This window comes from Acidaminococcus sp. AM33-14BH, from assembly GCF_003603525.1.
Classification (GTDB): Bacteria; Bacillota; Negativicutes; order Acidaminococcales; family Acidaminococcaceae; genus Acidaminococcus; species Acidaminococcus intestini.
Genome location: NZ_QTNG01000001.1, coordinates 1 through 22,142, shown reverse-complemented (window position 1 = coordinate 22,142; position 22,142 = coordinate 1). Strand labels below are relative to the sequence as shown.

Annotated in this window: 25 protein-coding genes; all 25 read right to left on the bottom strand. The window is 50.8% G+C overall.

All coding sequences use genetic code 11. The annotated features are described in order from the left end of the window. Positions 1-97 precede the first annotated feature (97 nt). Complete coding sequence (locus DW817_RS00125; protein ID WP_009015534.1) at positions 98-574, bottom strand: YhcH/YjgK/YiaL family protein; 477 nt, start codon at positions 572-574, stop codon at positions 98-100. A gap of 36 nt (positions 575-610) precedes the next feature. Continuing rightward, positions 611-1,495, bottom strand: coding sequence for an amidohydrolase family protein (locus DW817_RS00120; protein WP_243634018.1), 885 nt, complete (start codon positions 1,493-1,495; stop codon positions 611-613). Then, positions 1,473-2,903, bottom strand: a complete 1,431-nt coding sequence (locus DW817_RS00115) for a lipase family protein (RefSeq protein WP_231368242.1) — start codon at positions 2,901-2,903, stop codon at positions 1,473-1,475. Before DW817_RS00115 ends, DW817_RS00120 begins: the two co-directional genes overlap by 23 nt. A 37-nt stretch (positions 2,904-2,940) precedes the next feature. Next, the gene (locus tag DW817_RS00110) at positions 2,941-3,570 is read right to left on the bottom strand and encodes a hypothetical protein (RefSeq protein WP_009015537.1); all 630 of its coding nucleotides are present in this window, start codon (positions 3,568-3,570) and stop codon (positions 2,941-2,943) included. 25 nt (positions 3,571-3,595) lie between these two features. Further along, positions 3,596-4,285: a tRNA (N6-threonylcarbamoyladenosine(37)-N6)-methyltransferase TrmO gene (gene tsaA / locus DW817_RS00105; RefSeq protein WP_009015538.1), complete on the bottom strand. Its 690-nt coding sequence runs from the start codon at positions 4,283-4,285 to the stop codon at positions 3,596-3,598. 3 nt (positions 4,286-4,288) lie between these two features. After that, the gene (locus DW817_RS00100) at positions 4,289-4,897 is read right to left on the bottom strand and encodes a YSC84-related protein (protein WP_014128152.1); all 609 of its coding nucleotides are present in this window, start codon (positions 4,895-4,897) and stop codon (positions 4,289-4,291) included. Between the two features lie 44 nt (positions 4,898-4,941). Continuing rightward, on the bottom strand, positions 4,942-6,336 hold the full coding sequence (locus tag DW817_RS00095) for a hypothetical protein (RefSeq protein WP_120110265.1): 1,395 nt from the start codon (positions 6,334-6,336) through the stop codon (positions 4,942-4,944). Between the two features lie 223 nt (positions 6,337-6,559). Then, on the bottom strand, positions 6,560-7,888 hold the full coding sequence (locus DW817_RS00090; protein WP_120110261.1) for an AMP-binding protein: 1,329 nt from the start codon (positions 7,886-7,888) through the stop codon (positions 6,560-6,562). Next, complete coding sequence (locus DW817_RS00085) at positions 7,885-9,072, bottom strand: thiolase family protein (protein ID WP_120110257.1); 1,188 nt, start codon at positions 9,070-9,072, stop codon at positions 7,885-7,887. The genes DW817_RS00090 and DW817_RS00085 overlap by 4 nt, the downstream gene beginning before the upstream one ends. Next, the gene (locus DW817_RS00080; RefSeq protein WP_243634017.1) at positions 9,072-9,485 is read right to left on the bottom strand and encodes a biotin transporter BioY; all 414 of its coding nucleotides are present in this window, start codon (positions 9,483-9,485) and stop codon (positions 9,072-9,074) included. Before DW817_RS00080 ends, DW817_RS00085 begins: the two co-directional genes overlap by 1 nt. Continuing rightward, entirely contained in the window at positions 9,478-10,143 is a 666-nt protein-coding gene (locus tag DW817_RS00075) for a MaoC family dehydratase (RefSeq protein ID WP_009015544.1), read from the bottom strand. The genes DW817_RS00080 and DW817_RS00075 overlap by 8 nt, the downstream gene beginning before the upstream one ends. Positions 10,144-10,265: 122 nt before the next feature. After that, entirely contained in the window at positions 10,266-10,985 is a 720-nt protein-coding gene (locus DW817_RS00070) for an RsiV family protein (protein WP_016459734.1), read from the bottom strand. A gap of 20 nt (positions 10,986-11,005) precedes the next feature. Next, on the bottom strand, positions 11,006-11,713 hold the full coding sequence (locus DW817_RS00065; protein ID WP_120110249.1) for an energy transducer TonB: 708 nt from the start codon (positions 11,711-11,713) through the stop codon (positions 11,006-11,008). Beyond that, positions 11,710-12,111 carry a biopolymer transporter ExbD gene (locus tag DW817_RS00060; protein ID WP_009015547.1) on the bottom strand — a complete coding sequence of 134 codons (402 nt, stop codon included), beginning with the start codon at positions 12,109-12,111 and terminating at the stop codon, positions 11,710-11,712. Before DW817_RS00060 ends, DW817_RS00065 begins: the two co-directional genes overlap by 4 nt. Beyond that, positions 12,108-12,737, bottom strand: a complete 630-nt coding sequence (locus DW817_RS00055) for a MotA/TolQ/ExbB proton channel family protein (RefSeq protein ID WP_120110245.1) — start codon at positions 12,735-12,737, stop codon at positions 12,108-12,110. Before DW817_RS00055 ends, DW817_RS00060 begins: the two co-directional genes overlap by 4 nt. Continuing rightward, positions 12,734-13,528: an ABC transporter ATP-binding protein gene (locus tag DW817_RS00050; protein WP_120110241.1), complete on the bottom strand. Its 795-nt coding sequence runs from the start codon at positions 13,526-13,528 to the stop codon at positions 12,734-12,736. Before DW817_RS00050 ends, DW817_RS00055 begins: the two co-directional genes overlap by 4 nt. Beyond that, complete coding sequence (locus tag DW817_RS00045) at positions 13,525-14,493, bottom strand: ABC transporter substrate-binding protein (protein WP_009015550.1); 969 nt, start codon at positions 14,491-14,493, stop codon at positions 13,525-13,527. Before DW817_RS00045 ends, DW817_RS00050 begins: the two co-directional genes overlap by 4 nt. 100 nt (positions 14,494-14,593) lie before the next feature. After that, entirely contained in the window at positions 14,594-16,489 is a 1,896-nt protein-coding gene (locus DW817_RS00040) for a TonB-dependent siderophore receptor (protein WP_120110237.1), read from the bottom strand. 211 nt (positions 16,490-16,700) lie between these two features. Further along, on the bottom strand, positions 16,701-17,462 hold the full coding sequence (gene truA, locus DW817_RS00035; RefSeq protein WP_009015552.1) for a tRNA pseudouridine(38-40) synthase TruA: 762 nt from the start codon (positions 17,460-17,462) through the stop codon (positions 16,701-16,703). Further along, positions 17,459-18,265 carry an energy-coupling factor transporter transmembrane protein EcfT gene (locus DW817_RS00030; RefSeq protein WP_014128147.1) on the bottom strand — a complete coding sequence of 269 codons (807 nt, stop codon included), beginning with the start codon at positions 18,263-18,265 and terminating at the stop codon, positions 17,459-17,461. The genes truA and DW817_RS00030 overlap by 4 nt, the downstream gene beginning before the upstream one ends. Then, positions 18,259-19,122: an energy-coupling factor transporter ATPase gene (locus DW817_RS00025; RefSeq protein WP_021736889.1), complete on the bottom strand. Its 864-nt coding sequence runs from the start codon at positions 19,120-19,122 to the stop codon at positions 18,259-18,261. The genes DW817_RS00030 and DW817_RS00025 overlap by 7 nt, the downstream gene beginning before the upstream one ends. Then, positions 19,107-19,943, bottom strand: a complete 837-nt coding sequence (locus DW817_RS00020) for an energy-coupling factor transporter ATPase (protein ID WP_021736906.1) — start codon at positions 19,941-19,943, stop codon at positions 19,107-19,109. Before DW817_RS00020 ends, DW817_RS00025 begins: the two co-directional genes overlap by 16 nt. 616 nt (positions 19,944-20,559) lie before the next feature. Further along, positions 20,560-20,796 (bottom strand): hypothetical protein, encoded by a 237-nt coding sequence (locus DW817_RS00015; protein ID WP_035224381.1) that lies wholly within the window; start codon positions 20,794-20,796, stop codon positions 20,560-20,562. A 21-nt stretch (positions 20,797-20,817) separates the two neighbouring features. Further along, the gene (locus DW817_RS00010) at positions 20,818-21,105 is read right to left on the bottom strand and encodes a hypothetical protein (RefSeq protein ID WP_120110233.1); all 288 of its coding nucleotides are present in this window, start codon (positions 21,103-21,105) and stop codon (positions 20,818-20,820) included. A gap of 54 nt (positions 21,106-21,159) precedes the next feature. After that, on the bottom strand, positions 21,160-21,582 hold the full coding sequence (locus tag DW817_RS00005; RefSeq protein ID WP_243634016.1) for a hypothetical protein: 423 nt from the start codon (positions 21,580-21,582) through the stop codon (positions 21,160-21,162). Positions 21,583-22,142: the final 560 nt, after the last annotated feature.

Below are 22,142 nucleotides of genomic sequence, written 5' to 3'. Positions count from 1 at the left end.
TTTGAGTTTCCGTTCCGGATTGTAAGGAAACGACAAAGGAAAGAAAGGAATACAAAAAATGGATCTGAAAAAAGCGTCCTTCCAGATCCTTCGTCTCTCATTTCCCGTCAAAGCGCACTTTTACAACGGCTTTCTTCACATGGGATGGCTTTCCTTCTTGAGCCTCACAGTTGGGCCGATGGACTTCCCAAGGAAAGAAGATGGCAAAGTCCCCTTTTTGGAGGGTTACAACGTTTTCCCGTTCTGTCTTGCCATAGAAAGAGACATCACTCGTTTTACGCCGATCTTCGGTCATATCGGAAACATGTTCTACATCCGTAAAGCCCAGTGTTTCCGTACCTTCTGCCATGAGCTGGATGTCGATATAGCATTCGTGCTTTTCCGGACGTCGGTCCTCAAAAGGTTCCGTCTCATATTCATTGGTGCTGACAAAGATTTCCTCGCCGTCAATGATAGTCTTTCCAAGGGGCAGTGTTTCAAGATCCAGGTCCCGTACAGCAGCAAGGGCCTTTTGGAGGCGTCCTGTCATAAAGGGAAGGATGCGGTCGATTTCTTTTTGCGTTCCTGTAATCATGTCATTTCTCCTTTCAGTACCCTTTGGGTCACAGCATCATAAAAGGCCTTCGATTTTTTTGTAACAGCGCAGGGCGTTGTTATAAAAAACGTCTTCGTGATGTTCTGCCGGGATCACCGCCTTCATGACATCCAAATAACTCTTGATGTTGATAAGGGGCCAATCGGTCCCATACATGACCTTGTCATAGCGCTCGGCGTAATCAAGCCACATGCGCAGATAAGCAAAATAGGCCTGCTGTTTTTTGAGATATTCCTCCCCACTGGCGCGGCCAACGAGGAGGCCCGAAACATCGATATAGACGTTTTCATTCTTGGCCATGACTTCTACGGCGTCAAGGATCCATGGGCTTCCCACATGGGCAATGATAAAACGTACACGGGGATGGGAAGCTGCAGTCTCATCAAGGGTGAGAGGATGGGCATATTTCAAAAGACCATGGCCGCCAGCCGTCTCCCCCATGTGAAAGCAGACGGGCACATCATACTTTTCGGCAAGGGCGTAAAAAGGTTCGTGACGGGGATCCTTGGCATAGACCCGATTGTAGCCTGTATAAATCTTGATTCCGACACATTGCGGCGTCTTGAGGAACCGTTCCGTCTCCTTAGCCGACGCTTCACAGTTTGCAAGGGTCAGCTGCTCACTCTGGATGCCTACACAGTAGCAGATTTCCTTTCCCTGATTGTAATGAAGCAGATCAAAAGGGCCGGCCAGATCAGGCACTTGAGGTGCAATCCCGCCAAACTGGGGCTTACCGCCAGAGGCATTGCCCATGACAATACTCATGACAATGCCATTTTCATGGCAGGCTGCAAGGTAATGGGCTGCCGTATTTTCATGTCCAGCATGATGGGCAACTTCATCAAATCCGGGAAAGCGGGCAAAATGCATATGAGCATCAATGATTTTCACTCGTATCATCTCCTGGGGTGAGATTCCAGAGCCTTTCTTCTGTCCTTATAAAGGGAAGGAGGTTTCTGATGACCGCTTTTTGGTCTTCAAGAAGGGAAAGCGTGGCCTGCGTCAGTCCTTGGTCAAAGCTGACACGGGTACTGCCCATGGTCAGCGTGGAAAGTCCGGGGCCTTCTAGACTCCGTACATGTTGCGAAAGCGTGATATAAAAGGCCCGGCTCTGTCCAAGGCGCTTTATATCGAGGGTCACGATGATAAGGTACGAGGCACCGGCCTTTTGTGCGGCTTTCATAAGCGTGCCTTCCTCAATGCGAAAATTATCCTCTTTTTCGTGCTTTACGTCAAGCACTGTATACCGCGGCAACATCGCCCGATAATCATCGAGGACAAATCGCCCCAGATCGGGCGAAAAACGATCATCAAAGGAATCTTCCGTCGTATAGAGCGCAAGGGCTGACATCGGCTTTTTCCCTTGTTCCTGCGCCAAAGGAACCTTTTGAAGAAGGCCCATTTTGACCGCTTCATCATAGGAATCATAAAAACGCCGCAGGGCAAGGTCAAGATAAAAGGAAACAGGATGCTGATATCCAGAATAGTTCTTCGAAAGGTTAAATTTGACCACCTTTCCAAATTGGGTAAAGTCACCTCCAAAAAAAGTCTGAAGACTGCCCGGTACGGGATCAAGGCTTGTGACTACCCGAATCAGGTCAATTCGCTTCCCATAGACATCGGCAAAAGCTTTATTGCCAACAGCAGGCGCACCAAAAGTAATGACCGGGACCTGAGCTTTAGGAACGCCCTTTTCCACAAGACGTTCCGCAACAAGGCTTGCAACCGCGCCGCCCAGACTGTGACCGGTGAGGTAGAGCCTGCGGTCTGGATGCTGTTTGAGATAAGGGGCAACCATTTCTTCCTTGCCATCGCCATCAAGGTCCATGGGCGTCCGAAGGACCGTTGCGGCATAGCGTTCAAACCCTTCATGGACGCTGGGAACGGTTTTCGGATCGGCCGTTTTGTTTTTCTCGTCAAAGGGGACCAGGGACGCCCTGAAATTGGTCTTCCAATCCGTCTTGGTCTGGCTGCCTCGAAAAGCAAGAATAGTTGGATACGTCCTGCCGTAGGCCTTTTTGCTTACAGCGACAGCAAAATGGACGTCCGTATCATCCGAAGCGGCACGAAAAGGCGAAACGTCCCACCCATAGTCAGAAAAGAGGCTGTGTTCGCTGCTGCCTTCACCCATGCTGTACGTGCCGGCGCACATAAGGGCCGTACCGGCAATCTTAAGGTTTTCCTTGACGATCTTTTCTTGGCTGACCTTTTCCTGTGCTGAAACCGCTGCGGCAGGAACGCTTTTAGATTCAGCAGTGCGCTCGGGGGATGCTGCGCCTGCTGAAAATGGAAGAAACAGGGATCCCATAAGGACCCCTGCTGTAAGCGCACGTGTAAGCGTTTTTTCAGTGAAGCGGATGCTGCGCATTGATTTCCCTGATTTCTTCCGGTGTAAAGCGAGCCGTTACATTTCCATCAAGGAGGTCCCCCACCTCTCCGACTTGAAAATAAAGGGTAATGCCGCCATTTTGGTTAAAGACATAATCTTCGGGTACACGGGTAGGCATTTTCTTTGGCGTTATGCGAATATAACCATCGCGATAGAAGCTAGTAGCTGCCTTTTTCACGAGGTCATCCACTGTCATCCGGCAGACCTTTTCCAGTGGAATGCGCTGCCCTGTCTTTAAATCGTAGTTGATGGCATGGACCGTTGTCGTATTGGTCTTCCCATCATTGCGCAGATCATAGAGCACTACACTGGCAATATCTTTATCTTCGTAGGCCGTTTCAAACCAGGTCCGCCCGCTCAAAAATTTTCGATACATATAATCGTAGCGGAAATCATCCATATAGACGCGGAGGTCACTGTTGATGGCCTTTGTTGCAGCCTTATTGTCGGCCTTGATATAGGGCCAGCTCATATCAATATTGGCAATGGCCGCTGATTTTGTCTCCACTTCCGCAGATACAGGAATCGCCGCTGCAGAAAGGGAGGCACAAAGGGCAAGAGTCAAAGCCAGGATTTTTTTCTTCATAGGAATAGGCTCCTTTCAAAATAAATCAATCAGAAGATCCTTTTCGGATATCTGTCACAAGAACCGTTCTATCATCGATACGGAAGTGCACATCAAAGCCAGCAAAACTCATCCCGTAGATTCGCTGGGCATCATGCTGATAATGAGGGCGCGGATCTTGAGCAAGGACCTTTTTGAGGGCCTGCCGCTGGGTAGGCGTAAAAGGAGCAAGAAGGGCCTCATCGCACTTCACGCAAAGTTCGGCATCAGGTCCTGTGGCAAAGCCGCTCCGTGCCTGAGGACGAGCATCGGCGTAAGGGATATAGGGCTTGATATCATAGATAGGCGTGCCGCTCATCAGATCAGCTCCCCGTACAACGAGAAGGAGTCCCTTGACTCCGCCGTCCTTGATTTCTACAAGTTCTACAAGAGAGAGTCCCAAGGGATTGGGCCGAAAAGGCGCGCGGGTGGCAAAAACGCCGAGCCGTTCATTGCCGCCAAGGCGGGGCGGACGCACCGTCGGGGACCAAGTATGGTTCTTTGAAAAACCCCAGATCAGCCACAGATGGGAAAAGCCTTCCATACCGCGGAACGCTTCCCGCATCCGATACGGCGGTGTAAAGACAAGGGTGCCTTCAATTTCCGGCACCAGCCCGCTCTGCCGAGGCAGGCCAAACTTCTCCGTCAAAGGGCCTTCATAATAGGCAACGGGGGAAAGGGTCAGCTGGTCTTCCATAACTTATTCCTTGACCGCCGGAATCTGCGTTTTATTCAGGTCGTTGTCAACATAGAACCGCGTTCCTGTTGCCGTCAGTTCCGCCGCAAGCCCCTTGGTCGTCATTTGATACATCCACATTCCCGGTGCTACCTGGAAGGACCCTTCAAGGCTGTCACCATGGACATCATCCGTGGCAGCTGCCGCAGCCTGTCCGCCAAATGTCCAGCCTTTGGTGATGAAGCTGGTAAAAGCATCGATCGTATCAAAGACAAAGATTGTATTGGTCTGGCGGACACCTAGGCCAAGGCCCAATTTTCCTTGGGCCATCTTCATGAAGACTTCCGTACCATTACTGTTATTGACAGCCCGGCCTCTTCCGTGACCGCCGCCAATGAAACCGGCCGTGTAGCTTGTATCGACAAAGACAGCGTAGCCGTAGGCATGCTCAATGGCCCGTTTCGATTTCGGTTTCTTTTCGTAAAGAAGCTTTAGGGCTTGGTATGTTTTGGTGCGAAGTTCCTGGCGCTCAGCCTCTTTTTTATCGGCTTTGGTCGGTGCAGCCGCAAGGGCGGGCACGGTCACAAGGAGAAGGGCAAGAAGGAAGACAGCTAGCTTTTGCAGACGTTTCATGGATGGGCCTCCAATCTAGAACAGGAAGGAAGAGACAAGACTCCTTATTTTGCCGTCATGACGGCCGGTTCCGGCGTCACGGCGCCGCCACCTGTAAGCGTAAAGGTCTTGCCCTCAAGCCAGTGATTCAAGGGATCTGCCGAATCATAGAAAATGCAGTATCCGTTCCCCGTGATGTTCTTCAGCGTCGTATCACCGTCGATGAGGACGTTTACATGGGCGTCTCCGGAAAGGCTCCATGTTGATTTTCCGTCAAGGCCAACCTTGACGGATTTGGCCGTTTTCTTTTCATTGATGGTCCCATACCAATGACTTTCGTTTTGAAGGGTCATGGTGACGGAGCTTAAGTCGTCAACCGTAATATCACCGCTCATCGGCTGGTTATTGCCGATGAATTCAAGGACAGCCCCATTTTGACCTTCCTTGCCCCAGTGGCCGGCCCCAACACGGATGAGCTCTTTACCTTCATACTGAAAGCCTGTCATTTCTGCATAGATGCGGGCATTGGTGTTCGTCACAAAGAACATGGGGCCTGCCCCAACGTGACGCAGGGAGGCATGTTTGGCCGAAAAACGGGTCACATGGTCAGCATCGGGGACTTTGCTGAGTTGGCGGTAAAGGAGGATGCCTTCTGTACCACCGCCAGTAAAGTCCGCATACTCAAGATGGGCTACGTTGGAACCTTCAACGACAACAAGACTGGAAGCTCCAGCCCCGCCGCGCACTTCGGAAACAGCAATATCACCGCCGGAATAAATGATGGGGCTTTCAACCCCCGTCGTCGAAAGGGTACTCTGGGTCACGGTCACGGTCGATTTGCCGCCCCCCGCGGAAAGTGCCGCTGAATAAGCACCGGTCGTACCGATATTGACATTATTGGCTTCTGCCTTGCCTTCTTTTTGAACGGCAAGACCAGGAGACCACAGTCCCGACGTGCGTACATTGGTGTTATGGAGTTTCACGGAAGCTTCCGGTCCAGCAGCAAACACCGCAGCCGCTCCATCAGCCTGACTGTTAAGGACACAGCCTTCCAAAAGGGCCGTACTGTTATGTGAAAGGACAAGCGCATTTTGGCCGTTCAGGCGGCTTCCCTTGATGCTCGTTGTATGCCCCAGCTTACTGATATTGCTGTGGGTTACCGTGATGTTGGCCCCATTTTGGAAGTACAAGGCATTTTGATCCTGCTGAGAAGCTGCATAGCCATCCCCAAGACTTAGCGTTTCCCCTGAAACCGTCTTTACGGCCTTAAAGAGACTGGGATCGAGGACTTCCCCATTTTCATCGGAGGGAATGACAGGCAGTGAAGGCACAGCCTGCTGTGTCTGGGTTGCTGCAGGTTCCGTTTGGGCAGCCGCGGCAGGGACTGTTTCTGCAAAGACCGTACCGGTCGTTCCCAAAGACAGAAGAACGGCAAGAACCAATGAATGATGTATCCGCATAGAAAGACTCTCCTTTTGTACAAGACAATAGATTCTATCTTTATAGTATACCTTTTTCACGGGGTAATCTCAAATAAGGGTTGTGAAAAAATTGCGAAAGGAATAAGAAAAAGGGCAAAAATAGGTAAAAATTCCAATAGAAGGGACCTTTCCCAACAAAAAAGTCCCGATCAACCAGAAAGGTTCATTGGGATGAGGAGAGGTAAAGCAACGAGTTTTCCTATCAGACGATCGGACTTCCTTTGTTTTCGAGCATTTTTAGAAGGGCTCTGCGATCAACCTTTCCAGCTGCAGTAAGAGGCAGTTCAGAGCAGATGATGAGATGACGGGGCATTTCCTGGATCATGAGCCTGGTCTTAAGGTCCATCCGGATGGCCGACTGGTTCTTTTCTTCTTTAAGGACAAGAAAAGCGGCCATGGTTTCATCCCGCTTTCTATCGGCTACAGAAAGGACAATGGCATCCGACACATAAGGCAATGACAAGAGCGCGTTTTCCACTTTGCTGCAGCTGATGGTCAGACCGCCGATGCTTACCACATCCCCCTTTCGGCCTAAAAAGATTAGATAGCCTGCTTCATCAAAAAAGCCTTCATCCCCCAAGGTACAAGGCTGGGAAAGGCCCGCTACATGATACGGAGTATCAATATAGATCAGGCCATCCCGAATGTCGACGCTGACCCCTTTCACAGGACGACCAACGCTCATAGGATGCTGGAGCAGTTCTTTGTAGGTAAGGTACGTAACATAATTGAGTTCCGTGGCTCCGTAATAAAGATAGATCTCACTATGGGGAAAAGCCCGCTTCAAGGCCTTTGCTGTATCGCGGTCAAGGAGTTGGGACCCCGCCATAACAGTAGTGACAGAAAGAAAAGGGTGCCTGATGATCCGCAAAAAGAGTTTTAGTTTAACAGGAACAAGGTAAAGATAGGTGACGCCTTCCCGATAAAGAAGGGTTTCCCATCTTTTGGGATAAAGCCCCTCTCCCATGACAAGCGAAGCCCCCGCATAAAGCACACTGGCAAAGACGCTGAGATTTCCCGTAAAGCTCATGCTTCCTTCCGTAAAGGCAACGGAATCCCTCTTGAGGCCAAAAATGCGGCACTGCTCAGGAAAGAAATCAGCCCAGCTTTCATAAGTCCGAAAAAGAAGCTTGGGCAGGTCAGTTGAGCCGGAACTGAGGACGCCCATAATGGCCCCTTGGGGCACCATGCTCCCCGATTGCCCCACTCGGAACTGCCCATCATCAATATAGGCAATGCCCCGCTTTTTGGACAGTGTTTCCGCTAGAAGAGGCGTCAGGTCCGGATGACCTAAAATAGGCACAAACCCTGCTTTTTGGGCACCTAAAAAAGCAGTGAGCTGGGCCACCGGGTCTTTCCGGACAATAAGAAGCGTCCCTTTAGGGCAGGAAAGGGACTGGAGACGCGCTGCGTAGGAAAGAGCCGCATCACACACGGCCTCATAGGTCAAGCGTTTCGTTTCCGTCACCAGAAACACCTTTTGCGGCAGTTTTCCTGCCTGCGTCAGCAATAGATCCATATAATTCATCATGACACCCGTTCCAATAAAAGACCGCTGCCCGTTCCACCGGCCCCAGCCACAGCAATAAGGCCAAAGCGTCCCTTTTTCCGCGTGAGATGGGCCAAAGCATGAATGGTCAGGATAGCCCCGCTTGCGCCGTAAGGATGCCCATAGGAAAGCGCCCCTCCTAGAGGCAGATAGGCATCCAAGGCTTCCGGATGCTGCCGGGCAAACAGAGCACTGATCACCGCGAAGGCTTCATTATATTCAATGCTGTCCATGTCAGAAAAATGAAGTCCAGCCTGCTGCAAGAGCTTTTCTCCGACCTTTAGGGTCCCCAAAGGACTTAACCGTGGATCAACACCAACGTCGGCAGCACCTATGATCCGTGCCAGCGGTTTTACGTGGGGTCCAAGGTCCGCCACTTTCCTTTGCGACGCAAGGACGACAAAGGCCGCCCCATCATGAGTGAGGCAGCTCGTTGCCGCGGTCAAGGTCGGGACGATTTTCCGAATCGGTGCCGCATCCCCCAGAAGGTTCCTCGTTTCTTCTTCCGTAAAGAGTGTCGGCATGCGGCGTGCCAGTTTTTGGGAAAAGTGAGGCCGGATGCCTTCATCTTCACAAACACCGAATAAGGGGGCGATAAAAGGGGCTACAACAGGTCTAGCCGCAGCCGCTCGAGCATGGCTTCTCACGGCCCAAGGATCAAGTTCCTCCCGCGTTACGTCAAAGAGCTGAGCCGTCCGTTCCGCGCCTTCGAGCATGGCTCGGGGACTTATCGTATCCGGGGAAAACTGGGCCACCTTGAAGCCTTTTTCATGATAGCGAGGATCCTTGGGGGCATACTGTCGAAGAGGCTGAAGGCTGGTCGATTCCAGGCCGCCGCAGATAATCAGGTCCGAAAGACCGCTCCGAATCTTGGCATACCCCATAACAATCGCCGCTGCGGCAGACGCACACTGCATATCAAGGGTCAGGGCAGGCACTTTTTCATCAAGTCCTGCCATAAGGGCCGTAAGACGCATGAGGTTTCCCCCACTCCCAACGGCATTGCCCCCCATCACTTCGTCTGCTTTTCTTGCCTCAGGCAGCTTAGCAAAAATCGCCCGGAAGAGGGCAGCCCCCAATTCTTCCGGACGAATCGCTTGAAAAACACCGCCAGTAAGGCCAATGGGACTTCTAAGTCCCCCTAACAGATAGACCGCCTCCTCCATCAGGCACCTACGCGGAATTTACTGACCCTAACGGCTATCATGGCAGCAATGACAACTTTGACAACATCTCCAAAAAGGAAAGGAATGACGGCCGTCAAAAGGGTAGCCCAAACACTGATGCGGTTTACGGCATACATACTGATGCAGCCGCCAATATAGATGATGGGCATGCCGACAAAGATTCCCGTCATGATGAGTTTCTTGAAATCATGGCTCTTGCCGCGTACAGCACTCATCACCATAGCCGCCACCAAAAATCCAATATTGAAACCGCCCGTTGGTCCAATGATCTTGGCAATCCCGCTCGTCCCGCCAACAAAGACAGGAACTCCGACAATTCCCAATAAAAGATAGATCAAGAGCGTCAGTCCCGCTTCCTTGGGGGTCATGACAAAAGCAACGAAATTAACCATGATGGTGAGTGCCGTCACCATGGCCGGAGTAAAAGGCAGCGGAAAAGAAATGTACGCCGAAGCCGCTAACAGCGCGACACAGACACCCGTCAAGGTCATCTTCCGGACGGACGATTGAGCGGACAAAGTCCCGCGAGCTTGATGCATAGAGTTTTCGGTCATGGCAAGGTTCCTCCTCAAGATAAATAGGCTCCCCAACGTAAAGGGGTGACGAAAATGTCATGGATAAAAAGTCCGGATCGTTCCCATAGGCAGCAAGGTCCTTTAGGAGCAAGAGCCCCTGGACAACGGGACGCTCCGCTAAATGGATGGGATTCATGTCCCCTGTTTCCTTGGCAAACTGAATGACCGACTCACGGGAATAGGTCTTCCACAGAGTCCCCATTGGAAAAGGATCCTGTTTGGGTATTGCAGGAACGATATTGGGAGAAAAGAAAATCCAAGCTTCCAAAAGACCCACAAGGATTCCTGCCTTGTTCGTTGCTTCCACGCGCAGGCATTCCACGCTTTTTTTCTGCCACTGACGGTGGCAGGAAAACGTGCAGGAAGCATCCTCCTCGCCCCAAAAAGCAATGCTTACTCGCCCAATATAGCTGTGGTCATAGCGTTTTCCTTGGAACGCCCCCAAGGCTTTGATAAAATCCAGTACTCGTTTCATACGCTGTTATCCTACTCTTTTTTTCTTTTTCGTTCAACTATATTTTATATAGGTTAACGAAACTTTGCAAAGAAAAGGCCTTCCTTGGGGAAGGCCTCCGTTTCGCCTCATGGGGCGATTCCTCAGTTCATCGGAAGATCAATGATTCCGCTTGAATAAGGAGCAATTTCGTATTGTCCAAAAACAAAATGGATGGTTCCCTTTTCATCTAGGTAATAATTTTTAGGAAGTGCCGTGAGGCCCTTAAAATCGTAATAAAAAGCATGCGCCTTTCCATAGGACGACGCGAAGAGGCGGCGATTGATTTCCTTTAACGTATAAGCTTTCTTTCCTTCCGCCGCAAGCACTTCCTGCCAAGAAACAGGCCGGCCCGTCTCTATGGAAAAAGTCACACCCAATTCCCAGCTCGTTGGATGAGCCGCCCGTTCAAAGTAATCATAGCCATATTCCCGGAAGGAAAGAAACTGATCGCCATGATAGGAAAGCAGATAATTGACATGACTTGTCAGTTTCGCATCAGGGAGCGTCGCTTTTTCATAATTTTTCATCGATGACTTGGCCCGTTTCCGAAAATAACGGTTCATGCGCCGGGCCTCATCCCCATGACCTGCCAAATGAATCTTTGGATAGTGGATGGCAAGGGACTCTTTTTCAATGATCTGATCCCATATTGCAAGACCATTCTGGGCATAGACCACTTGATTATGCACGGTCCCTTCAAGTTTTTGCTCAACCGTCAGATGAGCGGCTTGGACAAGGTCGATTCCCTTCGCCTCTGCAGCAGCTAAAAACGGCATACCAAGGGCTGCTGAAATGAAAAGTGCTGTCATAAGTTTTTTCATGGCAATCCATCCTTTCACAATCAGTTCAATTCATAACGAACACGAATCACGGTTTCTCCTGCTATGGGACGGCCGGCTGCATCAAGGGCAGGGTCAAAATGCCAAGTGTAGGCTGAATCAAGGGCGGCTTGATCCAGTCGTTCGTAACCGCTTGAAGCAGTCACCCAAGCACTTGTTACGCTGCCCTCTTCACTGACGGCAACACCAACATCGACACTCCCTGTTTCACCGGCTCGACGGGCACTTTGGGGATAGATCTTGCGGTAGCTCGTCAGCGTTGCCCCCCGCGAAGCATCATTGCCTTCCCCGGAAGCGCCGCCACGGCCGTCACCGTTGCCATCACCGCTGCCTACGCCGATTCCCGTTCCGCTTCCAGTACCGGCCCCTGATTCCATGGGTGCCTTTTTTCCACCAGCGGACCCATTCCCTGTGTAGGATGCCATGGAGGCTTTCCGCGGTTTATCAGGCGACGCATCATCCTTCACAGGGCCTTCTTCCAGCATAGAAGCGGTAAGGGAGGAAAGCGAATGTTCCAAAGCCTCTTTGCTGCCGCCTGCAGAAGAATCGTGACCTTCTGTCCCACGGCCCGGCTCCATAAGCTTTACGCCTATAAGAAGACGTGGTTTTTGGATCGTACGCCGGCCGGCCATCAATCCTATGGCAAAAAGAAGAATAAGATGAAGGACAAGGGACAGCAGCAAAGACCCTTTTAAGGGCAAACGCTTCATGATGCTTTACCGCCTTCTACAGCAAGGGAAAAATCTGTGACGCGGGCGCGGCGCAGGATTTCAAGGGTTCCCATAACCCGGCCATAAGGCACGGTTTCATCTGCTTCCACGATGACAGGAGTCGCTTTAGGAAGCTGCTGCGCAGCCTCTTCTAGTTCCTTCGGTGAAAGTGCCTTTCCATCCAGATGGAGGGTTCCTTTTTTATCAATCGTAACCGTTACTGCTTTCTGCTCAACAAGGGGAGCCTCTCCTTTGGGAAGATTAACAGGGAGAGCATGGGTCTGGGTAAGGTACATCGTCGCCACAATGAAGACCACAAGGAGCAGAAACACAAGGTCAATCATAGGACTTAGCTGGATGATTGGCTCCTTTTCCGAGTCATCAGTCAGACGGATCATGACTGGTCTCCTTTCTTTTGGCGCACGATGGCTTCGCTGAAAGTACTGGCAATCATTTCCATATCAAGGGCAATGCGGTGGACCCGTTCCTCAAAATAGGCATGGCAGCAAAGAGTCACGATGGCAATGGCAAGACCAAAGACCGTGGTAATGAGGGCCTCCCCAATGCCGCTTGTCACGGCAAAGGGATTTTCCCAGCGGGAACCTAGGTTTCCAAATGAAGCCATCATTCCCGTAATGGTCCCAAGGAGTCCCAAAAGAGGTGCCAAGGTAATGATGACGGATAGATAGGAAAGGCCTTCCTTATAACGGTCAAGAACCTGTTTGCTTTCGCTCATGATAAAGGCTTCTTGGGCGCGAATTTCTTCCGGTGCATCAAGGAGCCGCACGGCAAGATGAGCCTCCCCACCTTTGGTCGCTTGGGCGACACGATCAGCTTCCTGCCAGTCATCGCGGCGCAAAGCCTTGCAAAAAGTACGGGCAAAGCTGCGGTCCGTATCGGCCCGATGAAAAAAAGCAAAGCGATCTAATATGAGTGCCAATGAGGCCATAGAACATAGGAGCAGGGGCCACATGACAGGACCGCCCCGCAAAAACCATTCAACGCCTTGTTTGATACCAATCATTCCCAAATTCCTTCTTCCTTAGTAGGATGATTTCCTTTATCTTCTGTAATAATGAACCCTTCGCTGCGTTCTACCTGAAGGGGAACGCCATAGGCCCTTGAAAGTACGCCCGCAGCAAGGACCTCGGCAGGACGCCCGGCTGCGATGGCTCCCGTTTTTCCAAGCAGGACCAATTGATTTCCATAACGTGCGGCAAGGGACAGATCATGAAGGGCCATGACGACGCAGGCCCCTTTCCGGGAAAGTCCCTGAAAGGTATGCATGACCCGTTCTTCTTCAACAGGATCAAGTTCTGCCGTTGGCTCGTCAAGCAGGTAAGTCTCCCCACCCGCAAAAAGAGAGCGGGCCAGAAGGACGCGCTGCCGCTCTCCACCGGATAGTTCTGTCACCGGCCGATCAAAAAGGGCAGCTGCCCCGACCTGTTTGAGGGCCTCACGAGCCCTACGCTGTTCCGATTCACCCAGCGTTTCCCAAAGCCCATGACGGGCATAGGCACCAAAAAGGACGATTTCCACGGCCGTATAAGGAAGGGACAGGTTCCGGTCTTGGGGAAGATAGGTCACGCGCTGGGAAAAAAGACGCCGTGAATAACGTTCATAATCCTTTCCGTCAAGATGGCGCATTCCGCGGTTGATCGGCAAAAGGCCTGCCATAACCCGCAGCAGCGTACTTTTTCCCGCCCCATTGGGGCCAATGAGGACGACAAAATTGCCCCGTTCCAACCGAAGGGAAAAGTTCTTGATTATAGGCCGATTCCTGTAGCCTGCCGTCACATCGATAAGGTCGATCATGGTTCATATCCTTTCAGGAGTTCTTCCGGTTCGTCAGGAAAAAGAATCTTGCCATAGGCGTGATTGCTCATTTTCTTGATGCCGTAAACCGCCATAGGCGATGCATCATAGACGTAACGATCGGCCAGTCGTTCCATCCGTACAGAGTCCCTCAAGGATGCGTAAAAGGGATCAGCGAAAAAGCCTTGCAAAAAATGCTCATAGTCCTCATATTCAGACGGATAGGGGTCAGAGACGAGAAAAAAGTCAGGCCGCGCTGCAAGGATAGCTTCCTTCGATAAAGGCATCCCGTTTTTCAATCCTCCCTTACTAAGACCGTTAACCCAGCCGCCGCGAGCGGCCAATTCATCGTAAAGGGACCCTGCCCCACCGTACTGGCTCATGAGAGAAAGGAGGATGCCCACCGGTTTGCGGCCTTTTTGGCTTGCAGTAACCTCTTCAATCTCGTCCAGTTCGCGCTCCATTCTGGCAATGACCTTACGGCCCACGATTTCCTGCCGCGTCAAAAGGGCAAGGAGGCGCACATTATCCTCAATCTGGGCGACCGTAACAGGTCCGTGGCAGAAAAAAACAGGAATCCCCATTTCTTCTACTTTTTTTACAAGCAGAGGGTCTGACCAGTCTGACACGACAAAGACATCAGGCTGTAAGGCAGCAATGCGTTCCGGCGTATACTCCCGCACCTTTGTGAGCGTTTCTGTTTCCTTGGCAATAAAGGAAAGACCGGGCTCGCCGTCAAGATAATAGGCCCCTGCAAGATGGCTTTTAGGAACAACCGTAAGGAGCGTCTCGTCAAGGTGCAGGGAGTCTGTCAGGATGCGTCGCGGCTCGTGGGAAAGGGAAACGGTCTTTCCCCGGGCATCCACCGCCGAATAAGCGCCTTCTGTAGTGCTTTTGCCGCAGCTCGTCAGCAGCAAGAGAAAAAGGAAGAGGACGCACAATAAAAGCGCAGGCTTTCTTTTCATGAGACGCCTCCTTTCATGGTAAGCAATAAAGGAACCGCCCGTAAGCGGTTCCCTTATTATATCATGGTTGGCCCTTCCTGTAAGGAGGATTTGGCCTATTTTAGAACTTATATTCTGCCCCAACGATGACGCGGCGGCCCGGCATAGGATAGCGGTCCTGACCGTTTAGGGCACCGCCCATTTCCGCATAGGCAGCATTATTGAGGTTATAGATCGTGGCAAAGCCCGTCCAGTGCTTATCAAAGGTATAGCGGGCATTGAGGTCCAGCGTAAGATAGCGATTTTCCCCATAGCGCTGTCCAGATAGGCCATTTGCTGCACGGCCCACAAGGTTCACGTTCCACGCATCATCATGGTAGCGGGCACCGAACTGATAATAGTTGGGCGCATAGTTAAGGTCGCGGACATAGCCGTCGCCGCTTTCATCCTTACGGACCTTCACATACGTATAGGATGCATTGAGGTCCCAATGGTCATTCAGTTTATGCGTTGCCGAAACTTCAAAGCCTTGTTTCTTTTCGCGTCTTACATTGAGTGTATGATAGGCCATATAGTCATCTGTGACCCAGCGAATCGCATCATGGAGATTGCTGTAGAAGGCGCTCACATGCCAATCCGTTGACGGAGAGGATTTGAAGTCCCAGCCCAAGGTATAGACATTGCCCGTTTCCGGCCTAAGGTTAGGATTGGCAAAATAACCAGCGCCATTGCCCCAAGAAGACCAGTAATAGAGGTCATCCATATTCGGGACCTTGAAGACCTGATTCCACGCGAAATAGGCATGGCTATCTTCATCAAACTTCTTATTGATAGCAGCGCTTCCTGTTGTGCGGCTTGCCAGATTGTGATAGTTGTCATAGCGAAGGCCCGTATTGAGCTGCCACGTCGGTGCCAATTCCCATTGATCTTGGAGATAAAGGGAACGATTTTCATAGCTTTTTTTCTCGTCATAAAAGTCCGTATTGTTGACGCTGGCATGACGGAACTCGGCCCCAGCAAGGAGACGGTTCGTATCGGAAAGGGCCACGTTCTGCTGTCCTTCTACGGCCCAGTCCATTTCGTACATATGACCGTAGTTATAATAGTGGTTGTAGTTCCGGTAAGCCCGCAGGAAACCGCTGTTTTTTTCATTGCGGTTCCAGTCATACATAAGGCTTACGTTATTGGTCTTTTTCGTCACAAAAGAGGAACTGTAATAATCTACAACAGAATAGGGGCTGAACCCATCGAGATCGGAATAATCATAGGTAAAAGTGAGGCCATCCTGGTCAGTGAAGTCCTGGGTCAGTTTGAGGGACATGCTGTCCTGCGTGTAGTTGGACTGACCGGGCCATTTCTTGGTATCGCCGTTCGTGTCCTTATATTTGAGGTAGGAGACTTTTTCCCTATTTCCTGCCACAACAAGACCGGTCTTTCCTTCCTTACCGCCTACATCAAAGCCCCACTGCTGGTTGCCCCAGGAGCCGTAGCCCACATGGACCTTGCCCGAAACCTTTTCCGGGGATTTGGTGATGATATTGATGACACCGCCCACGGCGTCAGCCCCATATACGGTGGAAGCACCGCCCTTGACGATTTCAATATGATCGATCAGATCCACAGGCGGCAGCGTATTGGCATCAAAGGTCTCCCGCGTCGACGTATTCCCCATACTGGTATTGACGCGGCGGCCATCCACGAGGAAAAGGACCCGTTCTTCCCCATTAAGATATACATTCGCTCCATTGGTGCCAAGACCGTTTCGTACAACCCGTACGCCCGGTACGTTTTCAAGGGCGTCGGCAACGGAACGGCTGTTCCAGTTCGTCAGGTCTTCACTGGAAACAAGGCTCACATTGGCCGGTGTATCAACCTTCTTATTTTCCATCCGGTTTGCCGTAATGACAATTTCCTGCACGTTCCCATCAGCAGTTTCAGCTGCCCATACTGGCAGGGCACGCCCCATAATAAGCATCCCCAGGACACCTAGGGCCACTTGATGCTTCCCAAAAATCAAAATAAACAGCCTCCTCCAAGTTTCTTTTTTGAATTCCTATTTTACTAAAGCCTAACAGAAAATACAATCGATGGTATATCGATAGATCTCCTTACCCTTCTATAAGAACCCACCACCTAGTATACCAAGGGCATCCCACGTTTAAAAATACAATAAAAGATAATGAATCCATAACTTTAAGATATAGCAAAAAAGACTGCAAAGAAAGTTCTTATCTCTCTGCAGTCTCTTCCGGGTAGGATACGTGAACCAGGGACAATCCACAGGCAGGCGCCGCCACGCCGGCTTTTTTCCGGTCCTTGGCCGCCATGACAGCCGCAAAGTCAGCGACGGTCCACTCCCCCGTCCCCACTTTCACAAGGCATCCGACGATGTTCCGCACCATTCGGTAGAGGAAGCCATCACCCCGAATCGTAAAGGTGAAGCGTTCCTTTTCCTGCGTCCAATAGGCCTCATAAAGGGTCCTTACAGGCGACGTCTTTTCGCTGCCTTGGTTCTTAAAGGAAGAAAAATCATGGGTCCCCACTAGAAGGGCAGCCGCCTCATTCATGGCAGCAAGCGTCAGGGACGACCGCACTTCCCAAGCATAGCGCCGCGCGCAGGGATCCGGCAGAGGCGCATAAAGGACGGTATAGCGATACGTCTTATCAAGAGCGTCAAAACGGGCATGGAAGCCGTCAGGCTTTATAAAGGCTTCACGAATGGCGATATCAGGCGGCAGGAGATGCTGCAGGGCACGCCGATAATTCTCCGGAGGAATGGGTGACGACGTTTCAAAGGAAATGACCTGGCCCAAGGCATGGACCCCCGCGTCCGTACGGCCTGCGGCCTTGATGGAAATGTCCTCATGAAGGGCCGTGGAAAGCGCCTTTTCAAGGACTTGCTGGACACCGACACCATAGTCCTTTTGGCGCTGGAACCCTTGGTAATTGGTGCCATCGTAGGCAACCACAGCCATGATGGTCTTTTTCATGCGCTCATCCCCCAGCGCAGGTACACAAGAACGATAAAGAGAATCAGCATGACGGCAAGGGCAGCGCCATCCCGTTTCCCGTAAACAAGTTCATGCATCCGGGTCCGTCCCTCCCCACCATGGTAGCAGCGCGCTTCCATGGCAAGGGCGAGCTCATCGGCCCGTCGGAAAGAGGAAATGAAAAGAGGAATCAGGATCGGCAGCAGATTCTTTGCTCGCTGAACGAGATTGCCTGATGAAAAATCAGCGCCGCGGGACATCTGCGCTTTCATGATGCGGTCCGTTTCCTCTAGAAGGGTCGGAATGAAGCGCAGGGCAATAGTCATCATCATGGCAAGTTCATGGGCGGGCACGCCAATGCGGCGGAAAGGCCGCAGCAGGCTTTCAATACCGTCCGTAAGGACAATAGGCGATGTCGTAAAGGTCATGAGGCTCGAGACAAGAAGGAGTAGGACCAGACGAAGAGACATCTTGACGCCCATGATGATGCCTTCCTTAGTGAGACTCAAGAACTTCCAGTGCCAGAGCACTTCACCAGGATCGGTAAAAAAGTGGATCAAGAGGGTTAAAAGAATGATGACCCAGAGGGGTTTGATGGATTTCAGCAGAAGACCGGGCGGCAGTTTAGCAAGACCCGCGGCAAGGACCAAAAAGGCAATTAAGAGCCCATATCCTAGCGGATCGGATGCCAAAAAGACCATGACCATATAAAACAGGACGCCCAGGATCTTGGTCCTCGGGTCAAGGTGATGGATGGGCGACGACCCGGGATAGTACTGTCCCAACGTAATTTCTGTCAGCATACCTTCCACCCCTTTGCTTTTTGAATGGCCCTGATGAGCTCTTTTTTCGTAAGCGGGGTTCCCTCAAGGGGAAGGCCATTCTCACGGAGCTCCTGGGCAAGCTTGACGCTTTCCGGCACATCCATGGAAAGTCTCTGGAGGGTCTTTCCTTCCGTTGTAAAGATATCGCGGCTGGGCCCGTCCAAATGAAGTTTGCCGCCGCTCATGACAAGGATGCGGCTGGCGTACTGGGCCGCTTCCTCCATGGAATGGGTAATGAGAATGACACCCATTTGGCGCTTTTCGAAGATTTTCATCAGCTGGGAGAAAATGTTGTCCCGGCTCACAGGATCAAGACCGGCACTGGGCTCATCCATGATCAGGTAATCCGGTTCCATGGCAACGACGCCAGCAATCGCGACGCGGCGCATCTGTCCGCCTGAAAGCTGAAAGGGAGAACGCTGAGAAAACGTATCAAAATCTAGGTCAACAAAGGCCATGGCGCGCCGCACAGACGCTTCCACCTCATCTTCACTTTTTTTCTGGTTGCGGGGCCCAAAGGCAATATCTTCATAGATGGTTTCGGCAAAGAGCTGATGTTCCGGATACTGGAAAACCATGCCGACCTTGCCGCGGGCTGCTTTTGCCGCGGCATCCTTTCCTGCAAGGTCCACCCCATCGACGCGGACCTCGCCCGTATCGGGGTGAAGAAGGCCGTTCAAATGCTCTGCCAAGGTTGACTTGCCGCTTCCCGTATGACCAATAAGAGCCACGAATTCGCCCTTATCCACCGTAAAGGACACATCATCGAGGGCCTTGTTCTCAAGAGCCGTATGGGCCATATAGGTATAGGAAATATGATCTACTTCGATGGACATAATGCTTCACACAGCTCCTTATGGGTCAGGATTTTCGGCAAGTCGCGGCCGCCTTTTTTAAGAGCCGATGCCACTTCCGCCGCAAGGGGACATTCAAGGCCCAAGGCACGGATCCGGTCTACCTGGGTAAAGACTTCCTTCGGTGACCCCATAAGCTCAATATGTCCGTCCTTCATGGCAATGACGCGGTCCGCCAAAATGGCTTCTTCCATCTTGTGCGTAATATAGACAATGGTAATGCCTTTGTCCTTATTAAGACGAAGCACCGTATCGACAATATCCTTGCGTCCTTTCGGATCGAGCATGGCTGTTGGCTCGTCAAAGACAATGCATTTGGGTTCAAGAGCGACAACGCCGGCAATCGCGATGCGCTGTTTTTGTCCGCCCGACAAGCGATGCGGTGCGTGCTTAGCGTAAGAAAGCATGCCCACATCAGTAAGAGCCTTTTCCACTCGAGGCCGGATTTCTGGTCCCGGCACGCCAATGTTTTCAAGGCCAAAGGCCACATCTTCTTCGACGACAGCTGCAACAATCTGGTTATCAGGATTCTGGAAAACCATTCCTACGGTCTGACGTACCTGCCAAAGGTTTTCCTCAACAGACGTATCAAGGCCGCCTACCAAACAGGTTCCCTTCGTCGGCGTCAAAAGGGCATTGAAATGACGAGCCAACGTTGACTTACCGCTCCCATTGGTGCCAATGATGGCTACAAACTCACCAGGCATGATAGATAAACTGATGCCATCCAGAGCTATCATTTCTTCATTTTGCCCATCCACATACGTATGAGTGAGCGCTCTTGTTTCGATAATTGGGTCCATAGTAACCTCCATGACTTACCATTATATTATTGTTACCCGAGCTGGGTCAATGGAAGAGGACAAGTTTCATTTACAGGTCTCGATTTTCCTATGGTGTTCTTCATCAAATGGATCTTCGTTTAAACCTGCGAGGTCGTAGACAAATAGATATTGAAAAAAACATCAAATTCCCCAAAATATAAGGTAACCAAGCCAAAATAAAGGAGAATTGAGCAATCCTCTATCCAATAGATTATTCAAGCAGACCTGTTTTGCCAAGACCCCGATTACCTTGTCTGGCATCCGAAGATCCTTTAGCCGATTCCACAGAATGGGTAGTCACCAGCCAGAAACGCCATACCGATTTCCTCTGTCCTCACTGCGGAGAGCTGATGCCTTTGTATGGCAAGTACCGAACCCGCCTAAGGACGGTGCCTATGCAGCCGAATGCCAGGCGCACTGGCCTTTTCGAGGAGCATCGCTTCCGGTGCTCTTGTTGTCAGGAATGGGTTCATCCTTTTTCATGTTTTTCTCTCCTTTTCGGGCATAAGAAAAGCCCTCTGCTCACGGCAAAGGGCTCCGTCACGCTAACATAAAAAAAACACAACCACAAAATTCTGAAGAATTTGTGTGGCGTTCATAACCTTATTCGCTGCATTTGCAAGCATTTCTGTATAAGCATCCGGCAAATCCTCAATTTTTTTATATATCGCCATTCTCCATTATTGCGATTGAACGCAACCAAGCCACTTTTTACAGGATCAGGAGAATAACGATAAATCAGTTCATCACCTAAACCCCCATCAAGAATTAAAGTAATCATCTTCCCCGCCTTTTTCAAAGCCTGATTGTAACTATACTTCCGTTCAGCCATACTATGCGCTTTTGTGATTTTTTAATTGTACCTTTTTTCTATTGCGCTTTCAATATGCTCATGCCGTAAAAGCACTAAATCGGCCTTTGTGGATTGATTCGTCAATAACCATTGGAAAGAGACCGCCATATCGCAACTTTTACCAAAAGTCCGATATCCATCACTGAGAACATGTTTATTTACAAAAACATGATCATAAACTGCCCCAATAAAACGAATGGTCAATTCCGTGTTCTTTGAATTTTTTCCGCTACATGCTTCCTTCCCGTTGTTGATAATTTCACGATAGTAAAGATCTGCGTGCGCCATGCGACGTTTACCTTTGGGGTCATTTTTATCATTCTTTGGTCAATCTTGATTCTTTTAGCCCCTCGGTTTCAAAGTTTCTTGCCTTCTCCATCCAGCCCTGCCGGCCTTCCATTCCTCCCGCACTTTGACGCCTAGGATTTTTCCCTGGACGCTGAGAGACTGATTCTTCAGCCAGGCATTGCCGCTAGCTTCCACGTTGTTGGACCGTTTCTTCCCTTCCAGCTCTGACTCATATACCGGTGCATAGTGGCACAGGCAATGGGGATGAGCCGGATTCACCGGAGCGGCGTCCTTTGGGAAAACGCCCTTCCCTAGGCCGTACAGGTCCGCCTCAGCGTACATATCACAAATGTCTTCCGCCGGATGCCGGCTTCCTAGCTTCCACTGGTAGGCCACCACGTCTTCATCTTCTCCGTAGCGGGCTATGAATGCATCGTAACGGGCCCTCACCGCTTCCGTCCGGGCAATTTTCAGCAACGTACCGGCTTTTTTCCTCTACGGCCGTCTGGATGGCTCTCTCAATGGTTTTTTTGTTTCCCCCGTCTACTTTTTCGAGGAGCTCATATAAAGACGTTCCAAAGTGATTGTAGACGGTTGTGTCGGGTCTTAATCCATCGGCCTGTCCCTTTACTTTTCGGATGGCCTTCAGCAATGCTTTCTTTTCCTTATCGGAAAGATTATCCCTACTGCGCCGCACCCAGTTCACAAGATCATCGGTATACTTCGGCAGCTCCTACATATAGATGAAACTGCCATGGTGATAGCCATCATTTGGTTCTGTTCGGGACCAAATTTCCAAGTATCCCCCTGAGTTATCAAAATAATATGAGCATGCTCTATACCAATATGACACTTCTCAGTAACGCCGAAGTGGACCTTAAAATAAGATAGCTTATCCTTGGTTACTCTTCCAAGGATATCACGAACCGGATTTATACTCACAAGGCTATGACTCAGCGAGTTGCGGCCATTAACCGGATTTAATGGTTCTTTGTCAAATGTTGGGGTGCCCCACAACTAAATCGCCTTTTAGGAAC

Coding starts and splice junctions, on each gene's coding strand:
- DW817_RS00125 (WP_009015534.1), bottom strand. CDS start 574: ATGATTACAGGAACGCAAAAAGAAATCGACCGCATCCTTCCCTTTATG.
- DW817_RS00120 (WP_243634018.1), bottom strand. CDS start 1,495: ATGATACGAGTGAAAATCATTGATGCTCATATGCATTTTGCCCGCTTT.
- DW817_RS00115 (WP_231368242.1), bottom strand. CDS start 2,903: ATGGGATCCCTGTTTCTTCCATTTTCAGCAGGCGCAGCATCCCCCGAG.
- DW817_RS00110 (WP_009015537.1), bottom strand. CDS start 3,570: ATGAAGAAAAAAATCCTGGCTTTGACTCTTGCCCTTTGTGCCTCCCTT.
- tsaA (WP_009015538.1), bottom strand. CDS start 4,285: ATGGAAGACCAGCTGACCCTTTCCCCCGTTGCCTATTATGAAGGCCCT.
- DW817_RS00100 (WP_014128152.1), bottom strand. CDS start 4,897: ATGAAACGTCTGCAAAAGCTAGCTGTCTTCCTTCTTGCCCTTCTCCTT.
- DW817_RS00095 (WP_120110265.1), bottom strand. CDS start 6,336: ATGCGGATACATCATTCATTGGTTCTTGCCGTTCTTCTGTCTTTGGGA.
- DW817_RS00090 (WP_120110261.1), bottom strand. CDS start 7,888: ATGATGAATTATATGGATCTATTGCTGACGCAGGCAGGAAAACTGCCG.
- DW817_RS00085 (WP_120110257.1), bottom strand. CDS start 9,072: ATGGAGGAGGCGGTCTATCTGTTAGGGGGACTTAGAAGTCCCATTGGC.
- DW817_RS00080 (WP_243634017.1), bottom strand. CDS start 9,485: ATGGTTAATTTCGTTGCTTTTGTCATGACCCCCAAGGAAGCGGGACTG.
- DW817_RS00075 (WP_009015544.1), bottom strand. CDS start 10,143: ATGAAACGAGTACTGGATTTTATCAAAGCCTTGGGGGCGTTCCAAGGA.
- DW817_RS00070 (WP_016459734.1), bottom strand. CDS start 10,985: ATGAAAAAACTTATGACAGCACTTTTCATTTCAGCAGCCCTTGGTATG.
- DW817_RS00065 (WP_120110249.1), bottom strand. CDS start 11,713: ATGAAGCGTTTGCCCTTAAAAGGGTCTTTGCTGCTGTCCCTTGTCCTT.
- DW817_RS00060 (WP_009015547.1), bottom strand. CDS start 12,111: ATGATCCGTCTGACTGATGACTCGGAAAAGGAGCCAATCATCCAGCTA.
- DW817_RS00055 (WP_120110245.1), bottom strand. CDS start 12,737: ATGATTGGTATCAAACAAGGCGTTGAATGGTTTTTGCGGGGCGGTCCT.
- DW817_RS00050 (WP_120110241.1), bottom strand. CDS start 13,528: ATGATCGACCTTATCGATGTGACGGCAGGCTACAGGAATCGGCCTATA.
- DW817_RS00045 (WP_009015550.1), bottom strand. CDS start 14,493: ATGAAAAGAAAGCCTGCGCTTTTATTGTGCGTCCTCTTCCTTTTTCTC.
- truA (WP_009015552.1), bottom strand. CDS start 17,462: ATGAAAAAGACCATCATGGCTGTGGTTGCCTACGATGGCACCAATTAC.
- DW817_RS00030 (WP_014128147.1), bottom strand. CDS start 18,265: ATGCTGACAGAAATTACGTTGGGACAGTACTATCCCGGGTCGTCGCCC.
- DW817_RS00025 (WP_021736889.1), bottom strand. CDS start 19,122: ATGTCCATCGAAGTAGATCATATTTCCTATACCTATATGGCCCATACG.
- DW817_RS00020 (WP_021736906.1), bottom strand. CDS start 19,943: ATGGACCCAATTATCGAAACAAGAGCGCTCACTCATACGTATGTGGAT.
- DW817_RS00015 (WP_035224381.1), bottom strand. CDS start 20,796: ATGGCTGAACGGAAGTATAGTTACAATCAGGCTTTGAAAAAGGCGGGG.
- DW817_RS00010 (WP_120110233.1), bottom strand. CDS start 21,105: ATGGCGCACGCAGATCTTTACTATCGTGAAATTATCAACAACGGGAAG.